This is a genomic window from Halorhabdus utahensis DSM 12940, from assembly GCF_000023945.1.
Classification (GTDB): Archaea; Halobacteriota; Halobacteria; order Halobacteriales; family Haloarculaceae; genus Halorhabdus; species Halorhabdus utahensis.
In genome coordinates this window covers 1,561,608-1,583,992 of sequence record NC_013158.1, presented here as the reverse complement: position 1 = coordinate 1,583,992, position 22,385 = coordinate 1,561,608, and the positions used below count along the sequence as shown (strand labels likewise).

Sequence of the window (22,385 nt, the reverse complement as noted above, 5' to 3'; positions counted from 1 at the left end):
TGGGTACAACGATCTCTTCGAGACGGATTTCGGGATTTCGTTTGTGAACTACTGCATCACCTATCACTCATATATCTATACCATAACTAAAATCACTCAGTCAATACAGTGATATAGAAAATACTATATTGTAGGTGAATAGTTTTCTTGGTTATGGGGGATAAATGCACTTCCCGGGGGGGAGCGGTAGTCTTCGCAGTATTGATCGCCGCATCGATGGTCGTCTCGCCTGTACTGGCAAGCGACCCGGTTGCAACAAAGCTATCGGAGCATCAGTCATTCGATTCACTTTCTGACTCAGTGAGGGACGCTGACGGTGCGTTCACAGGGACGGAATACACTTTAAGAGGCGAAAAGTACGGAAAAAGTAACGGGAACGGAAACGGCGGGTCTCCAGGTAACGGTGGGCCACCAGGGAAGTCTGGGAACGACTTCACCGGGCCGGACAGTAATGTAACGATCCCATCATATATCGAGAATGCGACTGTCCAGAATCTCGAGATGCTGTCTTCTTTGGAACAACGGGCCTGGGTTCTGGCACAACTCGAAGATGTTGACCCGACGAACCGAAAGGAAGATCGACGATTGACGGACGCATTCAAGTCGATAAACGAGTCAGTGCGTTCCTATGTCGATTGGTCCAGAGTCGAAGCGTCCGACCTGTTCGGTTCAGATCGTTCGGCACTGCAAGCACTCCGGCACTTCGGGGCCGATTCGACCGTGTCCAACGCCACTACTGCACTCGTCTTGTCCGATCGGTCACTGGCAACACAGTCGATCGCAGACGCTGAGCACGTCTTCGAGGAGTTTGAGGACGAAGTCGAGACACCGGGACAGCGACGGAAGGCGGAACGACAGATCGAAAACGCAAAGCGTGCGCTGGATCGCGGAGATGAGCGACGTTCCGACGAGAAACACGGACACAATCGGGATCGACAGGCGATCAAGCACTACGAACAGGCCTGGAAACACGCACAAAAGGCGATCGAAGCCGTCGATAGCGAGGTCGGTCTGTCGTTGTCCGTTTCGACCGGACAGCACGAACCCGGAAACGAGACGATCACGTATCCGGTCAGTGGGACGATCTCGGCACCGTCCGCAACGGTCGAATCTGTCGAGATTTACGTCGATGGCGAGCGCCACAAGACCGTCAATGTCTCGACCTCGATGATGCCTGGCATTCCCGAGCGCTTCGAGACGGAACTCGAACTGGCGACGACGGAGGCAACGGTCACCGTGGTAGCGAGAGACGAATCCAGTGGTGAAGAAGTCTCCAAGACGATTACACTTGACGCACCGGGATTCGCCGACGAAGTGTATGATATCGAACTCACGGATCCCGAAAGTGGCGCGGAAATATCTGTCACCGGTGAGGGAATCGTCAAAAGCGATTTCGTGGTCGATCCCGTCCCGGCTGAGGAAAATCGTTCGTTCTATGCTGGTCCGTTCATCCACATCCGGAACTTCTCCGATTTCGAGAGCGCGACTGTCGAGATGCCACTTGACGATGATGTCGATCCGTCCGACGGAAACCTCTCGGTGTACAAGTGGGATCAACACGACGAGAAGCCCTGGCACGCAGTCGAGACTGACGTTCACGTCGAGAACGGGACGGCCGTCGCGACGGTGGATTCGTTCTCGTATTTTTCGGTGTTCTGGGTGGACAATTGGAACGATGCCATCACGGACACGGTGAACCTCGCTGAACACCCCGAATACGTCGCAAACGAAACCGAGGGATCGATAGAACCGATCGATCTCGCGTTTGTCATCGACGAAAGCGGGAGTATGGGTGGCGCTCGTATCCAAGACGCCAAAGCCTCAGCCAAGCGCTTCGTCGGCGGTCTCTACGAGGACGATAGGGCCGCACTCGTCAGCTTCGCGGGAGGCGCGACACTCGGACAATCACTGACGACCGATCACGGAGCAGTAAACGCAAGTATCGACCAGTTGAATGCTGGCGGCGGGACCAATACCGGTGCTGGACTCCAGAAAGCAGTTGACGAGCTCACCAGTAATGGTGAGGGCGACACCCAGGAGATCATCCTGCTCGCGGACGGCGGAACCGGCCTGGGCCCGGACCCAGTTACAATTGCTCAGACCGCAGATGAGCATCGGATTACAATTAACACGATCGGAATGGGGACTGGAATCGACGCCCAGGAACTGACGAGTATCGCCGATGCGACCGGCGGCGAGTTCTATCAGGTCAGCGATTCCTCGGAACTTCCAGAGGTGTTCGACCGCGTTGAGCAAAACCGGATTTCGCTGGTCGATTCCGACGAAGACGGAATCTCGGACGCAGTCGAAGATATGGAGTTGGGGATGACTTTCGGTCGTCCCGGGATGGTCGGGAGGCCCCCAGAACTCGAGCCAGACAATCCACGTACGGCTGCTGAAGAATATGTCGACGGCGATGCTACCGAGTTCGAGCGGGTGACCTACGAAGACGATGGCGACCCGATGGTCACCGCGAAGATGATCGACGCGAGTGTCCATCCCGGGAGTGGTGAGTCCGTGCGGAAGGAAGCGATTCGCCTCGGTGTGACGATTCCATCGCGGATCGATGCCGAAACGAAGGAAAATGTGTTCCATCTTAGATGGGGTGAAAACAGGAACCCGTACGGCTCGGAGGGCAAAGATGGAGACGTAGCAACTGGGTATGCCGCGGTGCATCGCAAACACCATGTTCCAGCCGAGGGTGGGTGCTTCATTGGTTGCTGGGTTCCAGGCCAGTCAAAACATCCAGATTGGCTCCCAGATGAAGATGCGATCAAGGACGAGGATCAGAAACACATCCTTCTCGAAAATGTCGAAGTCCATCTTCATTATTCGCATGACGTAGCCACCGAGGATATTCCGACAGAGTACGAATTACAATTCAAGCCCGGCGATTCGTCACGCGACATTCATATGTATAATAATGTTGGAGAGATCAATAGAGATGAAATCATAACGCAGACTGATATCGTAGTATCTGCTCCAGATACGGGTGAAAACGATTACCAATGGGAAGAACTCGGTATTCTCGAAGCAAACTTCGATATGTCTCAGGATAGTCCAATTTATTTCGAAGCAAGAGATGAAGACGGTACGATCACGATAGAATCCGATGAACCATATCTCTACGAAAGTACGGTGAAAACTAGGTTCCAAGAAACGTACGATGAAGCAATGAACACATTGGAAACGGGGCTAATTATGGCTGCAGGCGGTGGCCCTCTATCTTCAGTAACAGCATCTGCGAATACGCTAATCGTAAGTGGTAGCTATGGGACGGCAGTTGGTGCGTTTGTCCTTGAGGAGGGAACGGGTCAACTTGTTAATGTCGCGGGTGGAAAAAGTAAGTACAGCATGTACCATTCTGCCATCTACAAAAACATGTCTTCGGAATTCACTTGGACTATCTCAGATGGAGATCCTACTGGAGGTACCATGGATGTCACTGTTCAAATAGCTGGTATAGGCCCCTCTGTCGTCCGTGTGAACGATCCACTATCGGATGGACAAGAAGACTGAGGAAGATATGAAACACCCACACCAGACATCTCTCATTGCTGGGTCTGCCACCGTCATCACCGGTCTTCTACTGTTTAGTGTGGTATTTTTCGGCGGATCAGGCGTACAACCGTCTGAGGTCAACACGAGTGCCGACTCAAGTGAACTACTCGTCCAGACGTTTGATCGCTTGGAAACAGTAGATTATCGACGGATTGTCTCATTTAATACAAGTGACTATCCCAAAGTTGTCCCGCGGAGTTATTATGAGGTATCAAACAGCGATCAGCGGGCAAAAGCGGGAATGATAAATGGTACTGATGGATCCTTCATCCCAAAGCACTACGAAAATGGCGCGATGGGATGGGGTGGTCCGAATTGGAGTCCAATCAAAAATTACGACGGATGGAACGGGCGCTTCACAGCCTTCACCCCGAAGGTAGATGAGCTCAGTGAAGCCAACGCGACGGTACGGAAGCGAAGCGCCGAGGAAATTATCGTTGCAATTCCAAATGCGATGTCGGTATCTCGCCCAGGGAACCCCCCAAACCGAAGTGAACGGTGGGCTTTCACGATTGATACCCAAACAGGAAATCTCATCGAGGATGAGTGGTGGATAACTCATCAGGATGGAAACCAAACAGTTGTCCGTAACGAATACGAGTACGGAATTACTATCGAGCGGCCCGAGAACATTCCGTTCAGCGTCGAAGAGTACTACTACCGGTTCCTCGCGATGGACCTCTATGAACAACTCGGACTAATCGCTGGAACGTTGTTGATCGTCGTCGGCTCTGTCGTCCTCTATCGGGAGCATCCACTCCATCGGAAACTGCGGTGAACTCCGGAACGAACCCGACAGGGCGGAGCAATCTTGGATCTATTCGCTGATGGCTGACACTGTCTCGCACGCAGCTTGCTATCAGTGAAACAGAAGGCATTTACTGTCTATGAACCGAGCGGATCGCATGAGTAGATTCATCGCCGAAACTCGACCCGGGCGACGCTTCCAGGCCATTTCTTGGGTAATCCTCGGCGTCGCTGCCATTGATTACGTTGGCATTATGGACGTGACCTCGATCAATGTGTATCTTTTTCTCTCAGGGGCGGCTACTATCGTTGCAGGAATTATCGATGCCCGCCTCACAGACGAGCACCGGATTACTGACAGCGATGGGTAGCGTGTGACACGACGGACAATGGTAGGGGACGCTCTTCATCCGCTGATCGCCCGGGGACGACTCGCCGAACCGAAGTACAAATAAATTTGTATAACGGCAATCGTAGTTGTTTAGTGAGGGGCCGGCGAAGCGAGTGTTCGCATGGTCCAGCAGGTCCAAAAGCGCGACGGGACTGTGGAACCGTTCGATCGCTCGAAGATCACGACCGCCATCCGGCAGGCGTTCGCGGCGGCCGAAACTGACCCGGACACCGGGATCGACGCCCTGACAGACGGCGTGGTCGATCGCCTTGATCCGTCCGATGGGACGGTGGCCGTCGAGACGATCCAGGACTGCGTCGAGCGGACGCTCGTCGAGGCTGATGAGTACGCGGCCGCCAAGCGGTACATCCTCTATCGACACCGCCACGCCGAGTTGCGTGATCTGGAAGGGCTGGTCGCGGGGAGCGAGGCTAGTGGAACCGACCAGGGACCCGTCGACGCCTACGTCGACCGTGAGGACTGGCGCGTCCGGGAGAACTCCAACATGGACTACTCCCTGCAGGGGCTGAACATCCACCTCACCGAGCGCACCATCGAGGACTACTGGCTCGAAAAGCTCTACAGCGCCGAGGTGGCCGCGGCCCACGACGCGGGCGCGATCCACATCCACGACCTGGGCGTGCTGGGTCCCTACTGCGTCGGCTGGGATATCGAGGATGTCCTCCGGGAGGGCCTGAAGGGCGTCCGCGGGAAGGTCGAGTCCGCGCCCGCCAACCACTTCGACGTGGCGCTGATGCAACTCGTGAACTTCCTCTACACCTTGCAGGGCGAGGCCGCCGGCGCGCAGGCCCTCTCGAACTTCGACACCTACCTCGCGCCGTTCGTCCGCGAAGACGACCTCGACTACGAGGAAGTCCGCCACCAGATCCAGCAGTTCGTGTTCAACCTCAACGTCCCGACGCGGGTCGGCTTCCAGGCCCCCTTCACCAACCTCTCGATGGACCTGACGGTGCCCGACCACCTCGCCGACAAACCGGTCGTGATCGGCGGCGAGGCCCAGGACTCGACCTACGGTGACTATCAGGACGAAGTGGACCTGATCAACCGCGCCTTCGCCGAGGTGATGCTGGAGGGCGACGCGAAAGGCCGGCCGTTCACGTTCCCGATTCCGACCTACTCGATCACCGAGGACTTCGAGTGGGACAACGAGACGCTCGATCCCATCTGGGAGATGACTGCCAAGTACGGGACACCCTACTTCTCGAACTTCGTCAACAGCGAGATGGACACCGAGGACGCCCGCTCGATGTGCTGTCGGCTCCGCCTTGACAACCGCGAACTCGAATCCCGCGGTGGCGGCCTGTTCGGTTCGAACCCCCTGACGGGGTCGATCGGCGTCGTCACGATCAACCTGCCCCAGCTTGGGTATCGGGCCGACGACGAGGCTGAGTTCTATGATCGGCTCGAATCGCTGATGGACGTGGCAAAGCGAAGTCTGGAGACCAAACGCGAGGTGCTGGAGCGCTACACCGAGCAGGGGCTGTACCCCTACGCGAAGTTCTATCTCCGGAACGTCAAGGAGGCGCAGGACAGCTACTGGGCGAATCACTTCTCGACGATCGGCCTCATCGGTACCCACGAGGCCATTCTCAATCTCCGTGGTCCGGAGTCGGGGATCGACACGGCCGAGGGGAAGGCCTTCGCCGAGGAGGTCCTCGAATTCATGCGCGATCGCCTCCGGGAGTACCAAGCCGAGACCGGCCACATGTACAACCTCGAAGCGACGCCCGCGGAGGGGTCGTCCTATCGGCTGGCCCGCCAGGATCGTGCGCAGTTCTCGGACCTGACCGTCCACGCCACCGACGGTCTCGGCGGCGACGAGCCGATCTACACCAACTCGACGCAGCTGCCATTCGGCGCGGAACCGGACCTCTTCGACGCACTGGACCACCAGGACGATCTCCAGACGAAATACACGGGTGGCACGGTCTTTCATGGCTGGCTGGGCGAAGCGATGCCCGACCCCGAATCGACCAAGCAACTCGTCAAGACGATCGCCGAGAACTACGAGTTGCCCTACTACACGCTGACGCCGACGTTCTCGGTCTGTCCGACCCACGGCCATCACAGCGGCGAGCACGAGACCTGCCCGGACTGCGGGGAATCCTGTGAGGTGTACTCCCGCGTCGTGGGGTATCTCCGGCCGACCGAGCATTGGAATCCCGGCAAGCAGGCCGAATTCGACGAGCGCGCGGACTTCCGCCCGAGCGTCACCGACTGACATGCGTCTCGGTGGGCTCCAGCGGACGACGCTGTCTGACTTCCCCGGGCGAGTCGCCTGTGCGGTTTTCACCGCGGGCTGCAATCTCCGGTGTCCGTACTGTCACAACCCCGAACTGATCGAGGCCGACTCGAAGCACGCTGGGGCATCGACGCTCTCGGCGGACGAGTTCTTCGCCCTTCTCGACGACCGGGAAGCCGTCCTCGACGGCGTCGTGATCACCGGCGGCGAGCCGACGCTGCACCGGGACTTGCCCCGATTCGTCAGCCGGATCGCCGACCGTGGGTTCGACGTGAAACTCGACACGAACGGGACGCGGCCGGCTGTCCTCCGCGAGACGCTCGACACCGGCGCGGTCGAGTACGTCGCGATGGACCTCAAGACGACGCCCGACCGATACGACGAACTCGGGGCCGAGGCGGGGGACGCCGTCGAACGGAGCGTCGAACTGATCCGTGCCAGCGGGATCGACCACGAGTTCCGGACGACCTTCGATCCCGGCGTCGTCGCCCCGCGTGACTTCGAGACGCTGGATGAGTTGGTCGGGGACAGCCTGCTCGTCGTCCAGTCTGTCGGCACCGAGGACGTGCTATGCCCGGACCGCGTCCGGGAGACGCCGGTCGATCCGCTCGCGGCCATTGGCGACGCCGTGGGTGAACCGCTCCCGGAGATCGAACACCGCGAGTGACAGCCACCTTGAGCGAGCCGTTTCTGGGACCGCCACACATAACTGTCCGGTGACAGAAGGATGCCCCGATGAACTCACTCGAACTCACCATCCGACTACTGGCAGGTGTCTTCCTCATCCTGACCAACGGCTTTTTCGTCGCGATCGAGTTCGCGCTGACCCGTGCCCGACAGTATACCGAGGAGGAGTTCGTCGGTGATGGATCGAACGCCGGCCTCCGGCGCGCCTGGGAGATGACCCAGGACCTCGAACTGTACCTGACGACCTGCCAGGTCGGGATCACCGCCTCCAGCATCGCGGTCGGGATCGTCGCCGAACCGGCGCTGGCGGCGATCTTCGAACCGATCTTCCACAACACCGTCCTGGCGTCGATCGGCTCCGGTGGGATCATCGCCTTCCTCATCATCAACCTCGTCCACCTGACGCACGGCGAGCAGACGCCGACGTACCTCGGCGTCGAGCGCTCCCGCTGGGTCTCGAAATACGGTGCCGTCCCGCTGTACTGGTTCCACTGGCTCATCTCGCCGATCATCTCGCTGGGCGACGGCATCGCCAAACTCACGCTGAAGCTCTTTGGCGTCGAGATGACCGGCGCGTGGCTCGAAACTGAGGAGGAGGTCATCGAGACGCGGGCCGACCTCCGGAATCGCGTCGGCTCGGCGCTCGAAGAAGGTGGTCTCAACCAGGAACGCCGCGACGAAGTGATGAACGCTCTCGCGATCGGCGAGCAACCGGTCCAGGAGGTGATGGTCGACGCCGAGGAGATCGTCGCGCTCTCGACGGCAGTCGATCCTCAGGAGAACTTCCGGCTGATGGAGGAGCACCCACACACCCGATACCCCCTCATCGGCGACGACCTCGCGGACTTCGAGGGGATCATTTACCTCCCCGCGCTGTCGCGCTACCGCGAGGAACTCGCCACGGGCGAGGTTGATTTTGCCGAACTCGCCGCCCCGCCCATGACGCTTTCGCCTGATGTCGACGTTAGCGACGCTGTCGACCAGTTCCAGGCCGAGAACCAGGAACTCGCCCTGGTCATCGAGGACGGCGAAGTGGTGGGGATGGTCACGGTGACGGACTTACTGGAATCCGTGATGGGCGACATCGACGACCCGATCGATATCCGCCAGCGCTTCGAGGCCGGGGAGACCTAACTCCGACCGTCCTGGTATCACGACTCGTCTGCGGGTTCGTTTAAGTACTTCTGGTAACAAGGTGGAGATATAGACGGGGTTTTCGTGGACGTCTTCGACCGGCGAGCGGTGAGTCTCTCGGGTCGCACTTTGCTCAGTCTGCCAGTCCTCGCTCCCCGGAAGGCGATCGAGGGGTGCACGTGCCCGGACCAGCGAATCGCCCGACAGCTCTGGGATCACTTCCCGGCCGTTGACGTTCATCGCGTACGCCCGAACGTCCCGGCGGCGGATCGCGTTCTTCCTGACGTAGTCGGGGCCTTTCGCCGTTTCGAGCTGGTCTCTGAAGAGTTCGATCTCGGTTTCGGCGGGCGGCATGCCATCGAGGTACCGACTGATGAGGGCCGCGCCGACGTGATCCTCGATCGCGATCTCGCCCTGATAGCCCGCGCACACGAGATGGACGGGGTGGTCCGTTCGGCGGAGGAACCGGCCGATCGCTCGCGCGTTCAGCGGCGCGCCCACGAACACGTCGACGTCCTCGCCCCCACGCTCGCGGAGGGTCATGACGGTCCGGCCGCCGTTGGTCGAGGTCATGCTCACCGGCCGACCCTCGACGTCGATGTCCTCGACGTAACTCGGCGAGTTGAAGAAGTCATAGCCGTCTTCGGGGTCGTACTCGGCCGTGCGGCCGCCGCCGATGAGCGCGTCGGGGTGGGCGGCCCGGTAGTCGAACTCCTCGCCGCGCTCCTCGGGGACGTGGACGTGTGCTGCCCCCCGTGCCAGCAGTTCGATCACGGTGTTCGAGAAGTGCATCGTGTCGATGACGACGTACGCGCCCGGTTCCGGGTTCGCGGGGATGTCTTCACACCGTTCGATGAGTCGCTCGTCGAGTCGATTGTGCGCCATGTCGTCACGTAGCATGTATTCGGTCTATTCTGATTTTCGTGACCGACGGTAAAAGGCGTATATAAGAGCTCTACATAGCCCTCAGTAGCGTTCCTGACGGGAACCTGGGACCGCTACCAGGACTGGCCGGACCGGACGGCTGACTGGAGCCCGACGCGTTCGATCGCTCGGACGGCGTCGTCGATCCGCGTCAGGTGATCGAATATCCGGGCTCGGACCGGATCGACGCTGTCGTCCTGAGGTTCACCAGCCGATTGTCTCTGTGCTTCCAACGGCGACGGTTCGACGCTCATCGCCGGGGCGTTTCCGCCTTCGACGACGAGTTTCGTCGCCTCTTCGAGGGCTGAGCGGAGGCCAGTCAGTCGGGTTGCGATCGCCTGCCTGTCCGCCGCCTCGAGTGCGACGCCGCCGATGGCACTATCCAGTCGGACGGTTGCCGTGGCGATCTCCTCGATTCGGTTCGCCGTCCGGTCGTACTGGGACAGCGGCACACGATCGATGCCGAGCGCATCGAGTTCCCCGAACGTCACCAACGACCGGTTGTAGTGACGACGGATCAGCGCGACCAGCCGCGTGACGTCCGTCAGGCGATCACTGACCTGCCCGGTGGGCTCAACGTCGCCGGTCAGCTTCTCACGCACCGTTTCCTGCATCGTCGAGACGACCGAGACGGCCTGGTCGATCGACTGGCGGATCGAGACCGCCGAGGCGTCGAGCATCGCCCGGACGTCGATCCGGTCCGCATCGGCGTCGAGGACTTCCGTCCCGACGAGGCGTCGGCCGACCGTGCGGGCGACTCTGCGTTGCTCGTCGGTGAAACCGTCATCGGCATGCAGCGAGATCCGCTCGAACCCGGCCTCGTAGGCCCCCTGTATCGACCGCTCGACGGCGTCGGCACTTGACTCTGTGACGGACAGTGAGACCGACGTCAGACTCTCGCCGTCGGTCTGTCTGCCACGAACGATCAGCGACCCGTCGCGGTGGGTGTACAGCCGAACGACCTCGCCCGTCTCCAGGCCCTGGCGTCTGGCCCACTCCTTGGGGACCGAGACCGTGAACGTCGAGCCGCCGACCTTCTGGATCTTGCGGGTCTCCATCAGTCGCTCACCTCCAGAGCGGAGTTCATCAGTAGATCAACTCCAGAGCGAGTTTCATCAGTAGTTCACCTCCGGATCGCGTTTCATCAGTAGATCAACTCCGGATCGCCCTCGAGGGCGTACAGCGTCCTGGCGGCGATATTGACGGCGTGATCGCCGACCCGTTCGATGTCGCGGATCGTCAACAGCACGCTCGCGACGTCGTCGAGGACTGCTTCGAGTGCCCAGGCGTCGAGCTCCGGATCGCGTTCCAGCAAGTCCCGGGCTACCCGTTCGCTCGCACGTTGACACATCGCATCCAGGTCGTCGTCTCGCCCGGCGACCGTTCGGCAGGCCGCCGCGTCCTCGGTCTCGTAGGCCGCCAGCGCGTCTTCGAGCATGGCGGCCGCCGCCCGACCGATCCCGGAGATGTCGAGTTCCGGGAACGGGTCCGGGCGACTCGACAGCGCGTACCGGGCGAGGTTGGTCGCCAGATCGCCGACGCGTTCGAGGTCGGTCGAGATCTTGAAGCTGGCCGCGACCAGCCGGAGGTCGCCAGCGACCGGCTGTTCCAGCGCGAAGAGGTCGATACAGTCGGCCTCGATGTCGAGGTACCGGCGGTTGATCTCTTCGTCCCCCTCGATGACCGCCTCGGCACGGTCGTCGTCACCCTCGGCTAGTGCCGAGCGGGCGGCTTTCAGGCGTTCGAGGACGAGTTCGCCCATCTCGACGACGGCCGTCCGGAGGTCGGCCAGTGCGTGACGGAACTCCTCTCGTGCCATCGGATCACCCGAACTTGCCGGTGACGTAGTCTTCGACGCGCTGACTCTCGGGGTTCTCGAAGATCTTCTCGGTGTCGTCGTATTCGACGAGTTCGCCACCGGTGAGGAAGACGGCCGTCTGGTCGGAGATGCGCGCCGCCTGCTGCATGTTGTGGGTGACCACGACGACCGTGTAGTCCTCGGCCAACTCCTCGATGAGGTCCTCGATCTTGGCGGTGGCGATGGGGTCCAGGGCGCTCGCGGGCTCGTCCATCAGGATGACCTCCGGATCGACCGCGAGACACCGTGCGATACAGAGGCGCTGTTGTTGGCCACCGGACAGCCCGAGGGCGTTGTCCGCCAGCCGGTCTTTCACCTCGTCCCACAGGGCTGCCTGCCGCAGTGTCCGCTCGACGAGTTCGTCTTCGGCGTCCTTCTCGTCGCGCCCGAGCAGCCGGGCCGCAAGTCCGCGGTTGATGTCCCCGTGCTTTCGGGGGCCGTACGCGACGTTCTCCCGGATCGACTTGGGGAACGGGTTCGGGGACTGAAACACCATCCCGATCCGCTTGCGGAGCTCAACCAGATCGACGCCCTCCTGATAGATGTCACTGCCGTCGAACTCGACGGTCCCTTCGACCCGGGCGCTCTTTATCCGGTCGTTCATCCGGTTGAGCGAGCGGAGGAACGTCGACTTCCCACACCCTGAGGGGCCGATCAGCGCCGTGACGCTCTTTTCGGGGATGTCCATCGAGACGTCCTTGATCGCCCGCTCGTCGCCGTAGTAGACGTTCAGGTCCTCGACTGACAGGACCGCCTCGCTCCCGAACTCGTAGTCGGTCCACGCCTCGCGCGTCCGCTCCGTGCTCTCGCCGGACGTCGTCTCGATTTCCGTGCCTGTGCTGCCTTCTGACGCCATCGTCGTCTCAGTCATGGTGTAGTTTCCTCCGGAAGTACCGCCGCGAGGCGACGGCCACGGCGAAAAACGACAGGACGACGCCGAGCAACACGAACGCCGTCGCCCAGCCGAACGCCATGTCGTCCAACACGCCCGCGGTGATGATCGCGTACAGCTGGTAGGGGAGCGCGCTCGCCGATTCGAGCAGCGCCGGATTGGTCACCGACACGAACGGCGGCTGGGCCGTCAGGCCGACCTCGAAACTCGACAGGACAGCCGGGGCGTCCGTCGGGGCGACCGGGCCGTTCAACACGAGCAACAGCGGGGCGGTCTCGCCGGCGATACGCCCGACCCCGAGGATGACGCCGGTGATGATCCCCGGCATCGAGGCGGGGATGACGACCTCCTTGATCGTGTCCCACTTGCTGACGCCCAGCGCGGCGCTGGCGTCCCGGTACTCGTCGGGGACGCTCTGCATCGCCTCCCGGCTCGTGACCAGCACGAGCGGGAGCAACATGAACCCGAGAACGAGCTGGGAGGCGAAGATCGACCCGCTGTTGCCGAATCGCGGGACGATGAACGCCAGGCCGAACAGCCCGAAGACGATGCTCGGGGTGCTCCAGAGGCCGTTCGTGGCCACGTCGACGCCCTTGGTGAAGAGACTGTCCTCGGCGTATTCCGTGAGGAAGACGGCCGCGCCGACGGCGATCGGCACGGCGAAGGCGACCGCACCGACGACGATCCAGACGGTCCCGATCAGCGCCGGCATGACCCCGCGCTGGATCCCGAGCCCCTGGGTCGGGTTCATCACGAACGGCCAGTCGACGGTCCCGCTCGCGACCAGTCCCACGGTCTCTGTTCCGATCGAGTTGCCGGTGAGGAGCACGTGCAGCGACGCAGCCAGCACTCCCAGGAGCAACAGCTGGGCGCTCGCGGTGAGCGGCGGGACCGGGGTGCGAGCGGGGCCGTCCCGGAACCGTCCTGGCAGACCCGCGGCGATGGACGCGCTACTCAGTGCGCAGACGACCACGGCAAACGTGCCGACCAGCGAGACGCCGACCACTAGCGGGCCGACGAGGAGTTCGATGATGACGCCCGCTGCGAGCGCGATTGCGAGGCCAACCCCGGCGCGCTTGAGTCTTCGTGCCCGCCGATCGGATGGCCGCCACGGCGTTGCTTGCCTGGCGGCCAGCACCGCGAGGCCGCTGACGAAGGCGGCCGGCAGCGCGCCGACGGCCGCCGTCGGCTGGATCGTCGTGGTGGCCGTCGTGAGCCCGTTGCCGCTCACGATCGCGTACCCGAGCCCCGAACCGACCAGTGCGAGCGTCCCTGCGAGCGCGAGCCACAGGTACACCGCGATGAGGGTGACCCCGGACGCGGAGCCGAGACCGCGGCGTCCGCGCCGGACTGCGACGAAAAGTGGGAGCGCGAGCGCGACCAGCAGCGTCCCGGCGCTGACGGTGAGGTTCTCGACCGTCGTCCCGATCCCGCGCTCGGCGACGTAGACAAGCAGGAACGCAAGCACGCCAACAACGAGGAAGACGACCAGCGAGACGAGCAGGAACGCGCCGTGTTGTCGCCCGCGTGCGCCGAAACCGCCGTAGGCTTTCCCGGCGGTCCAGCCCGCGAGGAGGCTACTCGACAGCGCCACCAGCGGCACGACGACGTCGGCGGGGAAGGTCGCCCCGAACGCCGACGACTCCCAGGCCCACCCCGGGCCGAGCACGCCCGCGGTGACGAGCGCGCCCGAAAGCAGGAGGAACGCACCGACGGGCAGCGTCGAGCCGATGTCCTCGGGCGCGGCGAGGGTGGCGTATCCGACCGCGCCGCCGACCACCACCCCGAGCGGCCAGCCGAGCGGCCCGAGCGCCCAGGTGGCCACCGAGCCCACCGTCGCCAGCCAGAGCACGCCGAGGACGGTGCTGGCGATCAATCCGGGCGACTCGCTCGGCGTCGTCGCGACGTCGAAACGTCGGGAGGCGACTCCCAACCCGACGACGAGGCTGCCGAGGCCGAGCAGGGCGACGCCGAAGTACGTCAGTCCCGGAACGGGGCCTCCCGTCTCGCCGGTCGGCACCCAGCCGAAGAACGTGCCGACGGCGGCGGCAAAGAGGAGAAAAGCGATCCCGACGGTTCCGGCGGCGATACGGTCGTATCCCGTCGAGCCTGTATCGACGAGTCGTCTCGAATATGCGTCACTCATTGGTTGCCCTGCAGTTTCCGTTCCATTCGCATCTCGACCAGTTGCGAGGCGATCCCGAGTCCGGTGACGATGACCAGGAGGACGACGCCGGCGGCGAACAGCGCGCTCCAGAACGTCTCGCCGGGCGTGACGTGGCCGTAGCTGCTGGCGATGAACGTCGTCAGCGTCTCCGTGCTGTCGAAGACGTTGTACCCTGTCGGTTCGGGGAGCCGACGGCTGTGTGAGATCATCACCGTCGCGGCCATCGTCTCGCCCATCGCGCGGCCGATCCCGAGCAGGACGGCCGCGGATATCCCGGAGAACGCCGCCGGGACGGTCACGCTCTGCATCGTCTGCCAGTCGGTCGCACCGACGGCGAGCGACCCGTCTTTCATCGGCGACGGCACGGCCGCCAGGGCGTCCTCCGCAACCGAGATGACCGTCGGCAGCGCCATGAACCCGATGACGACGCCGATCGCGAACAGCGCGCCGGGATTGACCGAGAGGCGACCCGTGACGTAGGGGTTGATGATCGTGAACCCGATGAACCCGTAGACGATCGACGGGATCCCCGCGAGGATCTCGACGGCGGGTTTGACGATATCGCGGACCCAGCCGGGGGCGATCTCGCTGATGAACAGCGCGCCCGCAATCCCGAGCGGTCCGGCGACCGCGACCGCGACGATCGTCGTGAGCACGGTCCCCCAGATCATCGGGACGAGCGAATACTGGCCCTGGCTCGCGGCCCACGCGTTCTCGCCGAAGGGGTTGATGAGGTCCAAGCCGGCCGTCTGGAACGCGGGGATCGCCTCGAGGACGAGGAAGACGGCGATCAATCCCAGCGTGACCAGCGCGGAGACCGTCATCAGGAACGTCATGATCTTGGCAGTCAGCGCCTCTCGGAGGCCCCATCCCAGTCCGAACACAACCAGAAACGAGACCACGAAAAGCGGCGTCCAGACCGACTGGACGAGAAACCCGACGAAGGCGGCGACGACCAGCGACAGCTGGCCGACGGCCAGCAGGCGACCGACCCAGCCCAGCCGCTCGACCGACCGGCGAAGCGAGCGGCCACGCTCGCGCCCCCATCGGACGACGGCGGAACCCCTCGCCGGTGACTGAAATTCGGCTGTCATGGGTGTGTCCTCGACGTGCGTCGTTCAGACTTCGAATCCTGCATGATCCCGGAGAACGGTCGTCTTAGACCTGGTCGGGGAGTTTCGCGCGTTCCTCCTCGCGGCGAGCCTCCGGGAGCTTGAAGTAGTTCTGTGGTTCGACGAAGTTTGTCTGGCCGAACTCCGAGAGGATCATGTTGAGGAACGCGGCCTCCTTCATCGACGTCCCGTCGTAGGTGTACATGTGGAGGTCGCGGTTGAGCGGGTACTCCTTCGCGCCGAGGTTCTTGCCGTACTCGTAGACGGTCCCCTCGAGTTCGAGGGCGATCGGCGGTGTCACGCCGTCGGGCTCGACGAACGCCAGTGCGATGTAGGCGATGGCGTTGTCGTTTTGCTCGATGAGCGTCTTGACCTGCTGGTTTTGGCCCTTCCGGGTGTCGGGCTCGATCGGCGCGTCGGGGTCGCCATAGAGGTTCGCTCTGAACGCGGTGTCGGTCCCGGAGTCCTCCGCGCGGCCGACCGCGTAGATCTCCTTGTCCGGGCCGCCGAGTTCGCTCCAGTTGGTGATCTCCTTCATGTAGATGTCCCGGAGCTGATCACCGGTGATCTGGGTCACGCCCGCATCGTAGATCTCCCGGCTGACGACGATCGGCTGGCCGTCGACGCCGACGACGTGGTCGACGATGTTGTCGAGTTCGTCGTTGTCCGCACCGAGGATCGACTCGGCGGTCGAACTCGCGTCCCCGATGTCGACGCGTTCGTTGATGACCGCTTCGACGCCGGTCCCGGAGTGACTCAGCGCGATCTGCGTACCGAACGGCGGAACGCTCCGCGTTTCGGTCGGCTCGAAGCCGTACTTCTCGGCCCAGTAATCGGCGAGGTGCATGTCCGTGTCGATGTCGTACTGGCCGGGCCCCCAGTACTCCTGGTCGTCGGCCGGCGGATTGCCGTTCCACAGCCGGCTCGCGTCGTTCGCGATCGGGTACACCGTCGAGGACCCGTCGGCCTTCAGCGTCGAGGTGTCCTGTGAGTTCGATTCCGTCGGCGTCGAAACGTCGCCGTTTCCGCCGCTTCCGGCCGGTTGGTCCTCCGTCGTGTCGTTGCCACCGCTACACCCGGCCAGTGCCGTGGCCCCGAGTGCGCCGGCCGAGAGGATGAATTTCCGTCGTGATGCCCCGTCTGGACGCGTCGAATCTCGCGTCATCATCAAGAGAGGTGGGGGATTTGACTAAAGGGGTTTATAATAGGTGTACGGCCCGGTACGGAGCGATCCTGATCGACATGAGCCGCCTAGAGTGCTACCGAAGACTATCATGGCATACATAGACATAATATTCCTTGTAGGGGTAGACACCGCATTGGATCAGTCGCCGCCGTGTCGGTAGTCGGGCTGGCTCGTTCCGTGGACAACCGCCGGAACTCCGGGGGGAGATCAATCGCCCTGCGCCGCGGGCTCGACGACGTCGACATCCTCGAAGACGAGACGGGCACCGCCCTCCCTTCCCTCGGTCGCCGTGACGTCCCAGCCGTGAGCGTTTGCGATAGCTTCGACGATCGCCAATCCGAGGCCGGTGCCGTCCTCGTCGGTCGTGTAGCCGTATTCGAAGACGTCTTCGCGATCCGCCGGCGGGATGCCGGGCCCGTCGTCTTCGACGTAAAAGCCGTCTTCGGCCCGGCCGAGCCTGACTGTCATCGGCGTTCCGGAACCGTTCGTTCGCCCACTCTCGGTCACGCGCTCGCTCGTCGGCTCGTGGCCCTCGCGCTCGGCGTTTCCCCGCATCAGCGGCGTGGCGGTGTCCGGCGTCGCCTCGATACTGCCGCGATCAGCTGGCTGTTCGGGCTGCTCATCCGCCATCGGTCGGCGTTCGGCGGGCTCCTGTGGCGCGTTCGAATCCCCGTTCGTGGAGCTGTGTTCGACGCCGTCTTGACGGGTTTGCGAGTCAGGATTCGTGGAGCTGTGTTCGACAGCATTCCGGAAGAGGTTCTCGAAGACGGTTCGCAGCCGCGAGTGGTCGGCGTAGACCGTCATCTCGGCGTCGGGCATGACCTCGAAGGATGCCTCGCCGGTGTCGGTCGTCGCCCAGGCGTTGCGAGCCAGTTCGCCGAGTTCGACCGGCTCGCGGTCTTCGATCGCCTGGCCCTCGCGGGCGAGCGTCAGCGTGTCCTCGATGAGTTGTTCGATCCGTTCGAGCGCCTCGGCGGCCGTCTCGAGATGTGCCTCCTCGCCGGTCTCCTGGGCGAGGTCGATCCGTCCCCGGGCGACGCTCAGGGGGTTGCGAAGATCGTGTGAGAGGGTTTCGGCGAAGCGTTCGAGCTGTGCCGTCTGCTGTCTGAGGTGGCGCACCCGCTTTCGGCGCTCGGTGACGTCCCTGACGACGACGGCGTATCCGCCCGTCGTGTCGCTGACCGAGATCGGCGTCACACTCACCTCGTACTCCCGCGGTTCGCCGTCGACGTGGCGCGTGAACGAATCGACAAACGGGTGGTCGGCGTCACCCACGCCGTTCTCGTCCACCGAGGTTGCTTTCTGTCCCTGTTCGCTGTTCGTCCCGCCGGTGTCCGAACCGTTCGCATCGACGATACTCGGCACGACTGCGCCCAGAGCTCCCCCGTCCGCGGTCGCGAGCTCGGGGAACGTCTCGGCCGCGCCAGCGTTGTAATCCAGGATCCGTTGTCGTCTGTCGACGACGATGACTACCTCTTCGAGGGCCTCGAAGACGGTTTCTCTGGCCATCGGGACGACGTCGAACAGCTGCTGACGAAAGACGGCCCACGCAATGACTGCGAGCGACCACGTGCCGCCGATCACGAGCGCGCCGTTGATCGGGCCGAGAAGGACGCCCATCGACCAAATCGTCGTGATGACGAACGCCGGGAGGAACCCGACGAACAGGGCTGCCGATTGTCGTCGTCGCTTCCCGGACCCGAACAGGACGTTCGCGCCGAGCAATCCCATGGCCACATAGTAAAACAACATCTGTGGGAGGACGAGCAGAAACGACAGATTGGTCGGTTCGCCGGCGACGTAGTGGAATGTCGAGTCGGTGACCGTGTATTCAGCCCAGTACAGTCCGTGGACTGGGTCGGTCAGCTGGATGAGCCCCGACACGGCGAAGATCCCGAACACGAGGCCGATCACTGGCCGCGTCAAGTGACGCCGGTATCCCAGCGACGCCAGCACGAACAGGAAAAAGGCGGGCGTCACTCCGGCCAGCACGGCATTCTGCAACCCGAAGACCACGATAGAGAGTGACCGACTGGCTGTCATCAACTCCGCGGTGACCAGCACACCACTGACAGCCTGGACAGCGGCGATCACGAGAAACAGATTCGTCGAGAGATCGCGTTCCCGTCGCCACAGCCAGGCGACGATGGCGACGGCGAACCCGCTCGCACCGAGCAGGGCCGCGAGATAGAGTGTCCAGTAAAGCACCGTAATACGAGTTATTTGCCGGATTGTAAATTACTTTCCCCGTTTGGCGACACCTCCGCCCCCTGCTGGCGCGCTTCGCACGCTATCGACGGGTTTGCGTCCGGATACCTGCTCGTCATCGACGGGTAGCCCACCGTTTCGGGGCTCTCAGGTGAGCGAGTCGAGCATCGAGTGTGTTGACCCGAGTACCGTCTCCTTGAACTCCGTGTTTCCACAGACTTCACACTCCTCGGGCGGCCCCCGCCGCAGGTGGTTGACGATCGATCGCGTCTGGACGCTGCCACACTGGGTACACTTCCATTCTTTCGTCATACCTCATCATTGATTATCCAGTACCATTAGTCTTATTTCACATTTATTTCATAATTCCGGGTCTGAGTGACTGATCAGGCAGTGATTTCGTCAGCAGGATCGGGTATCGTCACTCTCGTGCGTCATTCTCCGTCGCCATTCGCGTATTTCGATCCCCAGCGTTGTTCGTTGTACGATTGCTGGCGATCGCTGTCGAACTCCCGGCCGATCCGTTCGCGGAGCTGATCCTTGGCTGTGGCGTCGATGCGTGCGAGTTCGTCGGCCTTCGCGACAGCGACCGGCGGCCCGCGTTCGGCGGCGACGTCGGCGACGAGTTGCATGGTGAGTCGCTCGCGGCGGTCGGCGTCCCGCGTCAAGGCGTACGGGGCCTCGATCCGATAGACCAACTCGTCGCGAGGATCGTACAGCGCGAAGAAGGTAACTTCGTAGGCTTCAGGGTCGAGTTCACGCTCGACACCGAGTGCGTTCCCGGCCGACGAGAGGACGCGGTCGGTCCCGATCCGTGACCGGAACCAGTTCGTGAACGTGAGCGCGTCAGTGCGAAGCTCACCGCCGTCGTACCGCGAGAGGACGTGTTCGAAAAAGGCGTTGTCATTGGCCCACGGCGCACCCGTCTTCGTCCGGAGTGCCCGTGTCAGGCCGTTTGCGGCGCTGTTCTTGACGAAGCCGACGATCGGAATCTCTGCTTCGAGGCAGGTCTCGACCAGCCTGACGTAGTTCTCGACGACGTCACGGGGCTGTTCGTCGGATTCCAACAGGTCCGCGAGTTCGGGATGTCTATCGGCCCAGTTGAGCAAGCCGGTCGGGTAGATCGGCCCGTCCAGTATGAGGAGATCCGAGACGTCCCCGATGTTGGCCCGAGCGTGATGGCTTTCGGCGAGGTACAACGCGAGCGCGTGGACGACCGTCTGGGCGTATCGATCGACCCGCGGGACTTCCAGCAGTCGTTCGTGGGTGTACCCCTCGTCGGAGCGCCCCCACTCGTCGTCGCCGAGGTCGACCGTCATGTCGTTGGTGTGGGCGCTGACGACGACCGTCCGCGAACGGTGGAGGTCCAGATCCGAGGGCACGCCGGCCATCGCCGCCTGGGCGACGTCGAGCACCAGCCCGTTCTTGAACGTCGTCGGGTTGATCGTCCCCGAGTCAAGCCCGTGCTGGGTGTCGAAGGGGCGCTCCTCCAGGGCGATGTCGGGCAGCGGGGCCGCTCGTCGCCGTTGCTCGCCGAGCGGTTCGAGGATCACCTCGTCCTCGTAATACAGGGGATCGAGAAACTCGTCCCAGGCTGTCGCGGCGAGGTCGTCGTGGTCGGTGTCCTCAACTCGCCCGCCGAGGCGACCGGCCAGCCGGGCGATGCCGTCGACGTGCACCGGATCGAGTGTCATGCCCCGCCTTTCGCGGGACGTGCTAAAAACGGTCGGGGTCACGCTTGACGGACGATCACGGCCCCCCTCCGCTCACGTCCGGCGTCCGATCGCACTCCGGAGCCGGGTGACGTGAAACCGGAGGCTGACGACCGTCGCGATCGCGGCCGCGGCCGCCAGAAACAGGTACAGCGACTGGACGCCGACCGTGTCCACCAGCCACCCCGAGCCGAGTTGGCTCGATGCCCGTCCGACGCCCATCCCGATCGAGGACAACAGGGTCTGGGCGGTCGCCGCCAGCGCGACCGGCGCGTACTTGTGGGCCATGTTGACCGCGGCGTAGATGAAGAAGGCCACGCCCGATCCGGAGACGATCATGACCCCGACGGCGATCGGTGCCGCCTGGGTGAGCCCCAACACGAGATACGCGGCCATTGTCACCACGCCGCCGACTGTCAACAACGTCCGGTTGTCGAAGCTGTGCCGGGATAACCACACGAAGACGACGGCCTCGGTGAACGTCTTGACCAGCCACGCGACGCCCGTAATGCTATCTCCACCGGTGAGTTCCCGGAGGTACACCGACAGGAAGGCGTCGGCTCCGGCGAAGGCACCGGGGATCACCACCGCGATGAACAGCAGCAGGATGAACCGCTGGTTGCCCAAAAGCCTGATTGCGTCCCGTTTCAAGTCCGGTGAGATGTCCGCCCGAGGCTTCTCAAGACCCTTGACGAGTACGGCGAGAAACGCCATGCCGGCCGCATAGAGGTAGAAGATCACCGAGAGCCCGAAGAACGTCGCGACCCACCCGATGAAGAGACTGCCGAGGCCGAACGCGAGGCTCCCGGCCGCCCGGATCTGGCCGTAGCTCAGCCCCTTCGAGAGCACCATCGAGTTCGCAATCGGCAGGATCGGCGCGCGGAAACTCGAGACGAACAACGTCGCGACGATCATGAGACTGAACTCCCAGGGGGTGTGGGCCGCAAGCGGAAACAGCAGGATGCTGATCCCCGAGACGATCGCCCCAGTCAGCATGATCCCCCGCGTCGCGCCCGTTTTGTCGGCGAGCACACCCCACGCCGGCTGGGCGACCAGCCCGCCGGCGACCAGCAGCGCCCCGATCAGCCCCATCTGTGACCCCGTGAGGCCGATCTCGTCGAAGTAGGCGTTTCTGAACGTCACCATCCCGTTCAACGCGAAGTAATACGAGAAGTAAATGACGTGATATCGGTACTCGGTGCCTGCACTGTCGAGCAACTTCTGGACAACCGATAGTAGTCGTCTATCTGTCACGCTGATGAAGCCCTCTCGGCTCTCTCGGTACGACTACCACGCGTTTATCCGTTCTTGTTTGCCGCCATTTGTGACAATAAAGTGATTTTTCCCGATCGGGTGTCCACGGCCCATCGGCCCCGGGAGGTCCGTGGGTATCACCCGGTCGGGGCCCTGGGGCCCGCTCCGAGATGTGGTCTCCGCCAGGACAGACCGCCGTCCAAATGTATTCCTCCAATTATAATCGGGAATCGGTAGACGGGCGTATGAAGGCGGGCGGATTTACCGGCAAATATCAAAAGGTATTACC

17 protein-coding genes are annotated in these 22,385 nt (G+C 62.6%); 6 read left to right on the top strand and 11 right to left on the bottom strand.

What is annotated here, in order from left to right:
- Positions 1–153 precede the first annotated feature (153 nt).
- The 6 genes from HUTA_RS07820 to HUTA_RS07795 all read left to right on the top strand — a co-directional run bounded on the left by HUTA_RS07820 (position 154) and on the right by HUTA_RS07795 (position 8,783).
- On the top strand, positions 154–3,519 hold the full coding sequence (locus HUTA_RS07820) for a vWA domain-containing protein (protein ID WP_079891688.1): 3,366 nt from the start codon (positions 154–156) through the stop codon (positions 3,517–3,519).
- Positions 3,503–4,339, top strand: coding sequence for a hypothetical protein (locus HUTA_RS15265; RefSeq protein ID WP_015789350.1), 837 nt, complete (start codon positions 3,503–3,505; stop codon positions 4,337–4,339). The genes HUTA_RS07820 and HUTA_RS15265 overlap by 17 nt, the downstream gene beginning before the upstream one ends.
- A 127-nt stretch (positions 4,340–4,466) precedes the next feature.
- The gene (locus HUTA_RS07810) at positions 4,467–4,679 is read left to right on the top strand and encodes a hypothetical protein (RefSeq protein ID WP_008525833.1); all 213 of its coding nucleotides are present in this window, start codon (positions 4,467–4,469) and stop codon (positions 4,677–4,679) included.
- A 141-nt stretch (positions 4,680–4,820) separates the two neighbouring features.
- Positions 4,821–6,941, top strand: coding sequence for a ribonucleoside triphosphate reductase (locus HUTA_RS07805; protein ID WP_015789349.1), 2,121 nt, complete (start codon positions 4,821–4,823; stop codon positions 6,939–6,941).
- 1 nt (position 6,942) lies between these two features.
- Positions 6,943–7,629 (top strand): anaerobic ribonucleoside-triphosphate reductase activating protein, encoded by a 687-nt coding sequence (locus tag HUTA_RS07800; RefSeq protein WP_015789348.1) that lies wholly within the window; start codon positions 6,943–6,945, stop codon positions 7,627–7,629.
- Positions 7,630–7,697: 68 nt separating this feature from the next.
- Positions 7,698–8,783, top strand: coding sequence for a hemolysin family protein (locus tag HUTA_RS07795; protein ID WP_015789347.1), 1,086 nt, complete (start codon positions 7,698–7,700; stop codon positions 8,781–8,783).
- On the opposite strand, the gene HUTA_RS07790 is transcribed toward HUTA_RS07795, so the two are convergent.
- The 11 genes from HUTA_RS07790 to HUTA_RS07745 all read right to left on the bottom strand — a co-directional run bounded on the left by HUTA_RS07790 (position 8,709) and on the right by HUTA_RS07745 (position 22,096).
- Positions 8,709–9,668 carry a 2-phosphosulfolactate phosphatase gene (locus HUTA_RS07790; protein WP_079891725.1) on the bottom strand — a complete coding sequence of 320 codons (960 nt, stop codon included), beginning with the start codon at positions 9,666–9,668 and terminating at the stop codon, positions 8,709–8,711. The two genes, HUTA_RS07795 and HUTA_RS07790, sit on opposite strands and share 75 nt — an antisense overlap.
- Positions 9,669–9,781: 113 nt before the next feature.
- Positions 9,782–10,765, bottom strand: coding sequence for an AbrB/MazE/SpoVT family DNA-binding domain-containing protein (locus tag HUTA_RS07785; RefSeq protein ID WP_015789346.1), 984 nt, complete (start codon positions 10,763–10,765; stop codon positions 9,782–9,784).
- Positions 10,766–10,851: 86 nt separating this feature from the next.
- Positions 10,852–11,526 carry a phosphate signaling complex protein PhoU gene (gene phoU / locus HUTA_RS07780; protein ID WP_015789345.1) on the bottom strand — a complete coding sequence of 225 codons (675 nt, stop codon included), beginning with the start codon at positions 11,524–11,526 and terminating at the stop codon, positions 10,852–10,854.
- A gap of 4 nt (positions 11,527–11,530) precedes the next feature.
- Positions 11,531–12,436, bottom strand: coding sequence for a phosphate ABC transporter ATP-binding protein PstB (gene pstB, locus HUTA_RS07775; protein WP_015789344.1), 906 nt, complete (start codon positions 12,434–12,436; stop codon positions 11,531–11,533).
- A complete protein-coding gene (gene pstA / locus HUTA_RS07770) occupies positions 12,429–14,603 on the bottom strand; it encodes a phosphate ABC transporter permease PstA (RefSeq protein ID WP_015789343.1) in 2,175 nt (724 codons plus the stop codon). The genes pstB and pstA overlap by 8 nt, the downstream gene beginning before the upstream one ends.
- Positions 14,600–15,718, bottom strand: coding sequence for a phosphate ABC transporter permease subunit PstC (gene pstC, locus HUTA_RS07765; RefSeq protein ID WP_015789342.1), 1,119 nt, complete (start codon positions 15,716–15,718; stop codon positions 14,600–14,602). The genes pstA and pstC overlap by 4 nt, the downstream gene beginning before the upstream one ends.
- Before the next feature lie 64 nt (positions 15,719–15,782).
- Entirely contained in the window at positions 15,783–16,904 is a 1,122-nt protein-coding gene (locus tag HUTA_RS07760; RefSeq protein ID WP_015789341.1) for a PstS family phosphate ABC transporter substrate-binding protein, read from the bottom strand.
- A gap of 225 nt (positions 16,905–17,129) precedes the next feature.
- Entirely contained in the window at positions 17,130–19,130 is a 2,001-nt protein-coding gene (locus HUTA_RS07755; RefSeq protein WP_015789340.1) for a sensor histidine kinase, read from the bottom strand.
- A gap of 147 nt (positions 19,131–19,277) precedes the next feature.
- A complete protein-coding gene (locus HUTA_RS15580) occupies positions 19,278–19,442 on the bottom strand; it encodes a hypothetical protein (RefSeq protein WP_015789339.1) in 165 nt (54 codons plus the stop codon).
- Between the two features lie 122 nt (positions 19,443–19,564).
- Complete coding sequence (locus tag HUTA_RS07750; RefSeq protein WP_015789338.1) at positions 19,565–20,824, bottom strand: DNA double-strand break repair nuclease NurA; 1,260 nt, start codon at positions 20,822–20,824, stop codon at positions 19,565–19,567.
- 72 nt (positions 20,825–20,896) lie between these two features.
- Positions 20,897–22,096: an MFS transporter gene (locus tag HUTA_RS07745; RefSeq protein WP_015789337.1), complete on the bottom strand. Its 1,200-nt coding sequence runs from the start codon at positions 22,094–22,096 to the stop codon at positions 20,897–20,899.
- Positions 22,097–22,385 lie beyond the last annotated feature (289 nt).